General features: G+C 62.1%; 10 protein-coding genes and 1 pseudogene. 7 read left to right on the forward strand and 4 right to left on the reverse strand.

Features of this window, described 5'->3' with window-relative positions:
- Positions 1 to 21: 21 nt before the first annotated feature.
- The 7 genes from ACHFFR_RS01105 (at position 22) to ACHFFR_RS01135 (ending at position 8310) form a co-directional block, all read left to right on the forward strand.
- Positions 22 to 939, forward strand: a complete 918-nt coding sequence (locus tag ACHFFR_RS01105) for a helix-turn-helix transcriptional regulator (RefSeq protein WP_394262424.1) — start codon at positions 22 to 24, stop codon at positions 937 to 939.
- Complete coding sequence (locus ACHFFR_RS01110) at positions 932 to 1876, forward strand: helix-turn-helix transcriptional regulator (RefSeq protein WP_394262425.1); 945 nt, start codon at positions 932 to 934, stop codon at positions 1874 to 1876. Before ACHFFR_RS01105 ends, ACHFFR_RS01110 begins: the two co-directional genes overlap by 8 nt.
- Position 1877: 1 nt before the next feature.
- Positions 1878 to 2249, forward strand: a complete 372-nt coding sequence (locus ACHFFR_RS01115) for a hypothetical protein (RefSeq protein ID WP_394262426.1) — start codon at positions 1878 to 1880, stop codon at positions 2247 to 2249.
- Positions 2246 to 3157 (forward strand): diacylglycerol/lipid kinase family protein, encoded by a 912-nt coding sequence (locus ACHFFR_RS01120; RefSeq protein WP_394262427.1) that lies wholly within the window; start codon positions 2246 to 2248, stop codon positions 3155 to 3157. Before ACHFFR_RS01115 ends, ACHFFR_RS01120 begins: the two co-directional genes overlap by 4 nt.
- Positions 3157 to 5790: a DEAD/DEAH box helicase gene (locus tag ACHFFR_RS01125; protein ID WP_394262428.1), complete on the forward strand. Its 2634-nt coding sequence runs from the start codon at positions 3157 to 3159 to the stop codon at positions 5788 to 5790. Before ACHFFR_RS01120 ends, ACHFFR_RS01125 begins: the two co-directional genes overlap by 1 nt.
- A 265-nt stretch (positions 5791 to 6055) precedes the next feature.
- Positions 6056 to 7573 (forward strand): apolipoprotein N-acyltransferase, encoded by a 1518-nt coding sequence (gene lnt / locus ACHFFR_RS01130; protein ID WP_394262429.1) that lies wholly within the window; start codon positions 6056 to 6058, stop codon positions 7571 to 7573.
- Positions 7570 to 8310 (forward strand): polyprenol monophosphomannose synthase, encoded by a 741-nt coding sequence (locus ACHFFR_RS01135; protein ID WP_394262430.1) that lies wholly within the window; start codon positions 7570 to 7572, stop codon positions 8308 to 8310. The genes lnt and ACHFFR_RS01135 overlap by 4 nt, the downstream gene beginning before the upstream one ends.
- 11 nt (positions 8311 to 8321) lie before the next feature.
- On the opposite strand, the gene ACHFFR_RS01140 is transcribed toward ACHFFR_RS01135, so the two are convergent.
- The 4 genes and pseudogenes from ACHFFR_RS01140 to ACHFFR_RS01155 form a co-directional block, all read right to left on the reverse strand.
- Positions 8322 to 8672: an RNA polymerase-binding protein RbpA gene (locus ACHFFR_RS01140; protein WP_394262431.1), complete on the reverse strand. Its 351-nt coding sequence runs from the start codon at positions 8670 to 8672 to the stop codon at positions 8322 to 8324.
- Positions 8673 to 8967: 295 nt separating this feature from the next.
- A complete protein-coding gene (locus tag ACHFFR_RS01145) occupies positions 8968 to 10641 on the reverse strand; it encodes an FAD-dependent oxidoreductase (protein WP_394262432.1) in 1674 nt (557 codons plus the stop codon).
- A gap of 115 nt (positions 10642 to 10756) precedes the next feature.
- Positions 10757 to 11299: a TetR/AcrR family transcriptional regulator gene (locus tag ACHFFR_RS01150; protein WP_394262433.1), complete on the reverse strand. Its 543-nt coding sequence runs from the start codon at positions 11297 to 11299 to the stop codon at positions 10757 to 10759.
- 105 nt (positions 11300 to 11404) lie between these two features.
- Positions 11405 to 11533, reverse strand: a pseudogene (locus ACHFFR_RS01155) (transcriptional regulator); the annotation flags it as partial.

Here is an 11533-nt window from a genome sequence, read left to right on the forward strand (position 1 = left end):
TAGTGCATTAGGGTTGGAACTATGACGCACGATTCTCGACCCGTGGATCAGCGGCGCTTCGCATTGCTCGTCTACATTCGCCGGTCCAAGCCCACGGTGGAACAGATTATCGCCATGCCCGCATATCAGGGAATCCACCCGGACAACGTGCGCCGGTATGTCGAGCGTGACCTTCAAGATCTGCGAGAGACCGGCTACCTCATCACCGTTGACGATCTCGGGCGCTACGTGCTGGATGACTCCACGAACATTCACGTAGATGGCACGGGCATCGAGCTCGGAATTCTTCAGTCGCTTTTGGGGTCGAAAGGTAAAACGACGCCGTTCGTCACCGCCCAGCAGGGCGTCACGAAACTCCTATCCAGCGGGGCCGTGACAACCCAAGCCGCGAACCTCACGGTCCACACGCCACGCGGTGAGGAGGCGGTGCGCATCGCGGCCGCCATTCAACTGGGCAAGCGCATTCGATTCACCTATCAGTCGGCCAGTAGCGCCGCGCCCGCCGTTTACACCGTCGAACCGTTCCGGCTCGAAGTGCACTTCGACGTCTATTACCTGCGCGGGTATCAGGTCAAGGTCGAGGGCAGCGATTCTCACGGCCACCGGGTCTATAAGCTTGACCGGATCGTGGGGAAGGTCAGCGTACTCGACGACGACATCACGCGCGCTTGGGATGAGAGCACCCCGACCGACCTCGCGCCGATCTCGGCGACCGTTCGGCTGCGCCGCCCGCTCCCGCTGCTCTCGCAGGCAACGAGCTCGACACGCCACGACGAGGGCATCGACATCGAGCTCACCAACATTGACCGCTCCGATCTGTATTCGACGCTGATGTTCTACGGCCTCGACGCCGAGCTCATCGGCCCGCCGCACGTGGTGAAGGACTTCGAACGCCGCGTACGGCATCTGGCTGAGCTTGGACGGGAGCGCCATGGCTGATCTATCGCTCACGCGCAAAATCGCGATTCTGACGTACCTGGCGAGCAATTCACCCACGCTGCGCGAGCTCGCCAAGCACTTCAAGACCCAGCCTGAGCGCATGCGAAACGAACTCATGGGTCTGTTTACCACCGAATACGACGTGGGCGGCCACTATGAGACCCCGGTGGATGTGGACATTCCCGAGGACCTCGACGAGGAGGTCTTCCTCATCGATAACCAGACGGACGTGTTTCCGGCGCTCACGCTCGCCGAGATCATTTCCCTTCTCGCCCTCATCGATGACATGTACGGATCCGTCGATTCCGCGACGCGCTCGCAACTGACGCGCCTGCGCGAGCGCATGTCGGCGGCAGCCGCCGACGCCGGTTTCGAAGACGCGCTGTGGCCGGCGCCCACGGTCAACCTCGAGACGGGCGTGGCCGACGATCTCGTGCGCGCCATCGATCAGCGGCGCCTCATCGCCGTGGACTACATCAAGATGGGCGATGGCTTAACCGTGAGAACCGACCGGGCCGTCGTCGCCCCGGTGTCGGTGACCACGGGCTTCCACCCGCTACTCATCGCGGGTAAGGGCACCGACCTGCGCACCTACCGCCTCGATCGCATCGCATCGGTTGAGGTGCTCGATCAGACGTACACGCGCGCACTCGAGAAGGACATCCGCGCGCAGTACCTCGACCGCAACGAATTCGCTGGTCACGCCATCACGCTCACCGTTGAGTCGCGCGCTCGGTGGGTGGTCGAGACGATCCCCGTTCAATCCGTCACTGAACGTGATGGCCGCCTGATTATCGACCTGACTGCGTCTTCGATATCGTGGCTACGTACATTGCTGATCCAGATCGGCGACGCCGTGGTCGCGGTTGAGCCGCCAAGCGTTCAGCAGGCCATCGCGCGGGAAGCGCAACAGTATCTGGCAGGAGCGGGACACTAACGTGTGGGTGTGGGTTCTCATCATCGGGCTGATCGCCCTAGCCATCTATCTCGGGTTCACCGTCCGGGACATTTGGCGCTCGCTCAAGCGGCTCACCAGGCAAGCGGGTGAATTTGGCCGGGCAGTGAGCAGCTTTTCCGGGTCCTCAGATCGCGAGATCACGCCAATTGGTGACGTGTACGAGGACCCGGCCAGGCTTGAGGAAGCCCGCCGCGACCGGCGTCGTATCTCCGAGGTGCGTGCCCAGGCGCGTCGTCGTCGACTCAATCAGGCAACTGGCAGGTGGGAAGACATCACGGAAGACAGCTTCACATCGATCGGCCCCGAGGAACGCGAGCGGGCCCGCAAGCGCGTGGACGAGTTCCGATCATGAGGATAGGTGTCGCGCTGAACCCTGCCTCGGGCAAGGGAAGGGGAGAAAAGTATCGCGAGGTTCTACGCGAAGTCCTCGACATGTATCCCGTCGACATCGACTGGCTTCCCGTCGGCGATCCCGCCGAGTCTAAACAGGTCATGCACGATCGCATCGCGGACGGGCTCATCGACGCCCTTGTGCTCGTGGGCGGCGATGGCTTTATCCACACGGCGGTGAACGCGGTGGGGGATTCGCACATACCCGTTGGCATCATCGCCGCTGGATCGGGCAACGATATCGCCCGCGAATTCGACCTGCCGATTCATTCCGTGCACGATTCGATCCATCAGATCGCGTCCTCGCTGCTCACCCGGCGCTATCGGGACGTTGACGTTATCGAGATCGAATGGGAAGGCGGAAGCGAGCGCGCCCTGGCGATCGCGTCCGTCGGGATCGACGCCGACGCGAACGATCGCACAAACAAACTGACGTGGCCAAAGGGAAACCTGCGCTACGTGCGCGGCCTGATGACCTCCGTGCGCGAGTACGAGCCCTACGGCGTGCGGCTGACGATGGACGGGCACAGCCACGCCGGCCCGATGACCCTGCTATCAATCGCGAACACGCGGTTCTTTGGCGGAGGCTTTTGCATTTCGCCGGGTGCGCTTCCCGACGACGGCCTGCTCGACGTCGTCGTCACTCCCGGTTTCCGCCGCATCGACCTCGTGGATCTCATTCCGAAACTGCTGCTGATCAGGCACACGAAGGATCCTCAGGTGCACGTGTTCCGCACGGCGCAGGTGCGGATCGAGTCCGCCCCCGAGCACGGGATTGACCTACCGCTCATCATGGCCGACGGCGAGGAGATCTGCCGGGCGCCGGCGACGATTCGCGTGATCCCGCACGCGCTCAGAATGGTGATGTAATGGATCTCGTTGCCTCGCATTTCATCGACGAGTACGCCGCCCGCGGGATTCACCTGGACGCGTTCCAGCTGGAAGCGATCGAGGCCCTCAACGGCGACGAAGACGTGCTGGTGTGCGCGCCGACGGGCGCCGGCAAAACAGTCGTGGCCGAATACGCCGTGGAGTTGGCACTCGCTCGCTCGGCGCGCTGTGTCTATACCGCGCCCATCAAAGCGCTCTCGAACCAGAAGTACCGGGACCTCGCCGAAGATTTAGGCGAGGACACGGTCGGCCTCCTCACCGGCGACCAGACGATCAATCGCGACGCACCCATCCTCGTGGTTACCACCGAAGTGCTGCGCAATATGCTCTTCCAACGCGATGACATGATTCGCGACGTCGGCTACGTAGTTCTCGACGAGGTACACTACCTTGCCGACGAATTCCGTGGGCCCGTGTGGGAGGAAGTCATCCTGCAGCTGCCCGAGCGCACGCGCCTCGTCTCGCTCTCGGCAACGATTTCCAACGTCGAGGAGTTTTCGGGGTGGCTGCGCTCTGTGCGCGGGCCGACGGGCGTCGTCGTCTCGACCGTCCGGCCGGTTCCGCTTCTCCAGCACGTGGCCGTCTCACGCAAGCTCCACCCGCTATTTGACGCCGATGGAGACATTTCCCAGCGGCTCCTGCAGGCGGACGCCAAACTGGCTGAGCGCAATGAGTCCGGAGGATACCGGCGCCGGCGCACGACGTCCGTTGCCCGGCGTAAGCGCGTGCTCACCCAGCTTGCCGAGCGCGACCTGCTTCCGGCGATTCACTTCATCTTCTCCCGCAAGGGTTGTGATCGCGCGGTCGGCGATTTACTCGATGGCGGCGTGTCACTGACCTCCAAGGAGGAGGCCACGAGGATCCGACGGCGCCTGCGCGAGTTACGCGAGGAGCTGACGGAGGAAGACCAGCGAGCAGTCCGGTTCGGATTCTGGTCCCAGGCGATGACTCGCGGCTTTGCCGCGCATCACGCCGGAATGTTCCCCGCTCTGAAGGAACTGGCCGAAGACCTCATGGAAGATGGCCTGCTTAAACTCGTGTACGCGACGGGCACGCTCGCCCTGGGTATCGATATGCCCGTGCGCACGGTCGTCCTCGAAGACCTCCAGCGCTGGAATGGCGCCGATTTCGTGGAGCTCTCGGCTACGGAATACACCCAGCTGATCGGGCGGGCCGGACGCCGCGGCAAGGATACGGTAGGGCACGCTGTCGTTCTTCATACCGACGAGCTCGACGTTCGCCGGCTCGCCGATCTTGGATCGGGCAGGGTTGAGCCGCTGGAATCGGCGTTCTTCCCCTCGTATAACTCCGTGGCCAACTTGCTCGCGTTCCACACCTATGAGGACTCGCGGGCGATCATGGGCACCTCGTTCGCCCAGTATCAGCGCAATGCTGACCTCGGTGAAATCCGTGGCCGAATCACTCGTATCCGGTCGCGGCTTGAGTCGATGGAAACGGAACTCCGCGAGGCCTGCTTGCTCGGCGACCTCGTGGAGTACCTGCGCATTCGCCGCACGGCTGATCGAGCAACGAAGAGTGAGCGCAAGCGCGCGAAGGAGAATTACCGGGAGCGCATCCAGGACTCGTGGGATGCTGCGCAGACGGGCCACCTATACGCCTATGCGCGCGAGGGAGAGCTTGAGTACGGCGTCGTGCTTTCACTCGGGCGGCGGCTGCGGCTCATCAACATCTACGGAGAGATGGTGTGGCTGGCCCACGACGAGCTCTCCTCGGAACTGCGAGATCTTGGAACCATCGAGATGCCGTTCGGCGTCTCGCCGAAGAAGCCCGAGGTGCGCGAACAGATTGCGGACGACATGTACGCCGCGATCGCCGAGCGCGAGGAGCTGGGCCAAGATCGCGACCTGATGGGATCGTGGGACCGCTTTGCCGTGCGATCCAATCCCGAACTCGAAGCGCACCCGGTGCATCATTGCCCGGAACTGGCCGAGCACATCGAGCAGGCCTCCGAATACATCGCTCTTGAGGCGAGCCTGCGCGAACTCGAGGAGCTCTCCGAGAGCTTTGACGAATCGGTGGCAAAGGAGTTTGACGCCACGGCCGCCGTTCTTGCCCGCCTGGGATATTTCCAACCCGGCGAATCCGGACGCACGGATTCGGGCATGGTCAAACTTGCCGCCGGCGCCTCCATGCTTCGCGGCGTCCACAACGAAGCCGATCTGCTCATCGTTCAGTCGCTGAGCGAGAAGCAGCTGGCCGAGCTCACTCCGGCAGAGTTTGCCGGCGTATGTTCGGCCTACCTGTGCGACCGCCGACTCGGCGTCAACGTGCCGACTCACCCACGCCTGCGAGCGGCCTGGTCCGCGATCAACCGCAATCTCGACTTCCTCCTCGACATGGAGGCTGCGCACGGCATCGCCCGGACAGCGCAGCCGTACCCGGGTGGGATGGACGCGTTTATGGCGTGGGCCGGGGGAGCGGATCTGGAGTCTGTGCTGGCCATGAGCGACGTCGTCGTCGGAGATTTCATTTCGGCAAACCGGCGGCTCATCGACCTCCTTGGGCAAATCATCGACATCGCGCCCGCCGAGTATCTGGGAGAAACCGCACGTCAGGCCCGTGATTTGGTACGCCGATGGGAATGGCTCTAGTCGGCGACAGGCAAGTGCGACACGCCGATGAACAAGACACGCTAATGTGATGCCAATCGCACTGACGTAAACACGTGCCAAAGTCGCGGTGGCCCGTCTCAGTCTTCAATTGAAGTTGCCAGCGCGGTGGGGGTTACCTAGTCTAAAGGGACGCACGGATAATAGTGTGAGCGCAGACTCCGCAAGTTCGATAGAAAACGATCCACCGGATCGGTCCGAGGGACTTGGTCGGGGTCTGCGCTATTTTTTGGCATAGGATCTAACGGTGATTGTTCGGCTCCTCGCCGCCGTGGGCGGCGGCCTCGCCATGTGGCTCGCCAACGAGCCCGTGGGCTTGTGGTTCCTCGCATTTGCAGGTCTCGCGCTGTTGTGGACCGCCGTGCGAGGCAGGGGAGTGACCGCCGGTTTCGGCTATGCATGGATATGGGCCTTCGCGTACTTTCTGCCTCTCTTTCAGTGGGCGACGCCGGCCTCGGGCACGTTCCTCGCGCAGTTTGCCCTCGCAGCGGTCGAGGCCGTGTACATCGGCGTTCTAGGCGGGACCTGGTCACTCTTTTCGCGCGTCGAGCGCATGGAGAACCTGCGCCCATCCGCGAGAACCGCCGCGCAGATTCTGTTGGCCGTCTTCACGTGGCTCGCAATGGAACAACTAAGATCCGCGTGGCCGTTTGGGGGAATGCCCTGGGGAACCCTCGGCTTCGCACTCGTGGATACGCCCCTCGTGCGCCTCGCGCCCTACGGCTCGACAACGCTCGTGGGAGCCGCGGCGATCGTCGTCGCGCTCCTCATAGCGATGGCCGTGCGCATGACGTTCCTGGGGGCCATGACCGCCGTGGTGAGCGTGCTCGCGCTTGTTATCGTGCCTGTGTTCGTTCCCATTGGCTCACACGCCTCGGGAACGATAAACGTTGCCATTGTGCAGGGCAATATTCCCGAACCCGGTACGGAGAACCGGGCGCTCGTAGTCACCCAAAACCACGCCGAGGCAACCCGTGCGCTTCTCAAGGAGACCACGATTACGCCGGACATCATTCTGTGGCCCGAATCGTCGTCAGATCGCGACGTGCGCGCAGATGAACAGGCCGGGCAGATCGTCTTCGGGCTCGTCGACGAGGCGCAGATACCGCTCGTCATGGGCACGCAGGAGTATGTGGATGGCGGGCGCTACAACGACGTGCTCGTGATCGAGCCGAACGTGGGAGTGACAGACCGATATTCCAAGCAACATCCCGTGCCGTTTGGTGAATACGTGCCGCATCGTGACTTCTTCCGGAACTTCTCAGAGGCAATTGATCGGGTGGGAGCCGACATGTTCGCGGGTGATGGCCCGGCAAACGTGCTCGTCTCGGTAGCTGACTCGACGATCAACCTCGCGGTGCCGATCTGCTTCGAGGTCGCTTACAACGAGATCGTGGCGGAATCCGTCAACGAGGGGGCACAGCTCATCGTCGTACCGACGAATAACGCCACGTTTGGATACACGGGCCTGAGTTCGCAGCAATTTGCTATGTCGCGTTTTCGCGCGATCGAGCATCAGCGCACGGTGGTGCAGGTGTCGACCTCCGGTATCACTGGCGTGGTCAACACGCATGGCCAGATTGCCTACCAGACCGAATTGTTTACCCAGGACGCCCGGGTGATCCCCGTGGGGATTCACGAGTACACGACGTTCGCCACACGAACGGCTGGCGTGCGCGTGGTGGCGATCTACATTCTCGGTGCGCTAAGCGCTATGGTTGCAGGTGTGGCCGCATTGTCAACGCGCGAACGAGGACGTTCATGAAGGTTTTGATCTGTATCCCCACGTACACCGAGCGAGAGTCGCTTCCGGGCATGCTGGATCGCACCAGAGCGGCTGTTCCCGAGGTGGATATCCTCGTCATTGACGATAACTCGCCCGACGGAACCGGCGCCTACGCCGACGAGCGCGCGGCCGATGATTCGCAGATCCACGTCATGCACCGCACGGCCAAGGAAGGGCTCGGGCGGGCCTACCTCGCCGGCTTCGAATGGGCGATTGATCGGGGATACACGCACGTGTGCGAGATGGACGCCGATGGATCTCATCGTCCCGAACACCTGCCTGAACTGCTCGAACGCGCCGATGAACCGGATAAACCGGACCTTGTTATTGGCTCGCGCTGGGTAGGCGGTGGGGAAGTGGTGAACTGGCCCAAGCACCGCGAGGTCCTGTCGCGCGCAGGCAATTTATACATCAAGCTGTGGCTCGACCTACCCGCGAAAGACGCAACCGCCGGTTTCAGGGTCTTCCGCACGGACACGCTGAAGAAACTTGATTTTTCAACTATCGAGTCGAAGGGCTATTTTTTCCAGGTGGACATGACTCTGAAGATGAGGGATCTGGGCGCGAAGATCGTGGAAGTGCCGATTTCCTTCGTCGAGCGCGAGATTGGCGACTCGAAGATGTCTGGAAACATCATCCAGGAAGCATTTATTCGCGCCACGAAGCTCGGAATGAAGCGTCGTGGCGCGCAGATTCGACAGGTGCTCGGCCGCTAGCCCTCAAGCCTTCAGCGGCGGCGCTTGTAGAGCTTGCCGGCGCGAAGAAGCTCGAGGCGCTCGTCGAGGAGGACCTGGAGCTCGTCGATGTCACGACGCTCGAGGAGCATGTCCCAGTGCGTGCGCTGCGGCTTAGCGGGCTTGGAATCGTCTGTGCCACCGCCGCGGACGAGCTCAGCCTTCTGTCCGCACTTGCACTCCCAAAACTGGGGCGTTTCGGCGTCCTTGGCGTAGGTCACGTAGAACGTGTGGCCGTTGGAGCACTCGTACCTTTCCTCACGGCGTTCCACGAAAGCGACGCCGACATCAGATTCGAGTGAGTACGCGCCGATTTTCATTCCGCGCAGTGAACGTTCTGCCAATGTATTCTCCTTCAATAGCTTCCGTCTACATTTTAACGGGGAGCGCTCCTGAGAAATTCCGACGACGACGGAAGCGGTGGCCTGTCACCGAAAGGTGGCTATCGCGGTTAGGGTCGTGCTCGGCACTCCGATCCGATAATGTACATTATGTCAAATTGGGCGGGATGTGCCGACGATAGTCTCTGTGCATCTACCACTCGACAATTGTGCCCCTACCCCTCTCGCGGTCTTCCCACAAAGAGGGCGCCCCCACCAGGTGGACGTTCCTGGCGGGGGCGCTGCTGGAGGAAACGCTCTAGTTCAGCTTTCCTGCTGCGTGCAATGCTGCGATGTATCCAAAGACGACGCCCTGGCCAATGGTCGCGCCTGCGCCCGGGTACACCTTGCCGAACGCGTTTCCGGCGGCGTTGCCGATGGCATACAGGCCCTCGATCGGTTCTCCGCTCGGCGTCAGCGCACGGCCGTATTCGTCCGCACTTACACCGCCACAGGTTCCAAGGTCTCCCGGCACGATCTCGATCGCGTAGTACGGCCCCTTCCCCAGTGGCCTCAGGCACGGGTTCGGCGTGTTGGTCGGATCTCCGTAGTAGCGGTCGTAATGGGTGTTGCCACGCTGGAAATCGTCGTCGTTCGCTTGGGCCGCAAGCACGTTAAAGTGCTTGACTCCGTCCGGAAGACCGTCCACGCCCATCTTCGCGGCCAACTCCTGAATCGTGTCCGCCTTGAACGCAATGCCGGCCTCGTACCACTCCTTGGGAAGCGGCATACCCGGCATCACTCCACCGCCGAGCACGTAGCTATCGCGGTACTTCTTGTCGAAAATGAGCCACGCGGGAAGATGCGGTTCCTCGCCGTCGTCCATGCCGAGGATGGTCTTGCCCGCCCTCATGTAGTCGATTGATTCGTTCATGAACCGATGGCCCGTCTTATCCACGATTAGGCTGCCGGGCAGCGAGCGCTCAGCGAGCAGAACTGCAGGTCCGGCGTCCTTGCTGACGGGCTTAATGGCCGGGAACCACCAGGTCTGATCCATGAGCACGAGCTCTGCGCCGATGGACTCGGCCATCTTGTGCACCTCGCCCGTTGCGCCCGGATTGCCGAACTGCCAGCCGTCCTCGAGGTGTTCAGACTGGTACTTGTGGCGCATTTCCATGTTGCGGTCGAAACCGCCGTTGGCCAAGATGACGGCCTTCTTTGCGTTGATGCGCACGTCCTTGCCGTTGGAGTTCACCACGACGCCGACCACGCGGTCCCCGTCCTTGATCAGCTCGGTAACGCCGGCATTGTTGCGCAGGGTGACCCCCGCTGCCTTCGCTCCGGCGTACAGGCCAGCGGCGAGCGCCAGGCCGCCCGCAACGTACTCGCGTTTGAGAGCCATGCCGCCCACGCCCTGCACGAGGCGCTTGGTGATCTTCGGGAAAGCCGTCACCGGCTTGCTCCTCATGAGGTTCATCCACTTGTAGTCCACGGACGTCACAGGCATCGGCACGGGAGCTTCCATCTCCCCCGAACGCACGAGTTCGGCGTCGTCGCCAAGACTCTTGACGTCGAACGGCTTCGCCTCTACGGAACGGCCAATGGCGGAGCCTCCCTCGACGTCCGAGTAGTAATCCGCGTACTCCGGCATGTGGCTGAGCACGAGCGGCGTGTAACGCTCGATGGCGTCAGCGACGACGGGCGCGTACTTGACGAACGCTGAACGGCGCTCACGTGGCGAATCGTCTCCGCACAGGTGATCAAGGTAGGTCTCAACGCGCTGCGGCGTGTCCACTGCCCCATTGCGCTCGATGACCGAGGCGTTCGGCATCCACATGCCGCCGCCGGACATCGCAGTTGACCCGCCAAACACTTCCGTCTTTTCAACAACGATTGTTGAAAGGCCATTCTTCGCCGCCGTCATCGCGGCCATCAAACCAGTACCCGAGCCGACGACGACGACGTCGTAGCTCTCGTCCCACGTATGTTCCATTCGAAATTACCCTCCCAGGTCATCGTTTCGTTCATTATGTCGAAGGTCGCTGGCCGTATCTATGGCAAGCGCGGATAACCCGGTCAAGTGAGAATCGGCGGGCTGAAAGTCTCAGTTAGGACCATTCAAAATATGAGTCCACAACCCTGAGGGCTAGCCGCGTTCTGGACCACGCGCCCGGAGTCTCGAGCAGGAGAATCGCACCCTGGACCATCGCGAGGAGCACGTGGACATCCTCGATGCTCGTGCTCGGCGGCACCTCTCCCCTGCTGATGGACTGCTCAAGTAGCTCGCTCACGAATTCAAGGTACCGGGTACGCAACGGTCCGAGGGTTCCGAGTTGTTCGGGTCCCTCGACGAAGATCCTGATGAGGTTGGGCGATTGCGTGACCTGAACCGCGTAGCCTTCGATCACGCGTCTCAGGCTGCCGAACGCCTCCTCGCTCGCCAGGGCTTCCAGATGATCGAGCTGCTGCTCGTAAATGCCGTGGATGAGCTCCTTGCGGCCCGAGAAGTTTCGGTAGAAGGTCGCTCGACCGACGCCCGCCTCTGAGTACACGAGCTCGAGAGGCGCCTCCACTCCCTGGTGAGCGAAGACCCGCTTGGCAGCGAGAACGATCCTCTCGCGGTTCCTGCGCGCATCTCGTCGACGTGTCATACCTTTAGAATACGGCCTTGACCACCGCCTGCGCAGATGGGCGCCGGTGCGCAGGGCACGAAAAACCCCGCGAGGTCGATCCTCGCGGGGCAATCAAAGAGTTCGTTACATGACGTTGCGTCGTGCACGGCGAGCGGCGAGCTCATCGACGACGCCGTCGTCCTCCGCACGCTCCGTAGGAAGCTCGGCAAGATCGCCTTCGACCTCGCGCCAGACCCTGCCCACGGCAATTCC

The organism is Trueperella sp. (assembly GCF_043424875.1).
Lineage (GTDB): Bacteria > Actinomycetota > Actinomycetes > Actinomycetales > Actinomycetaceae > Trueperella.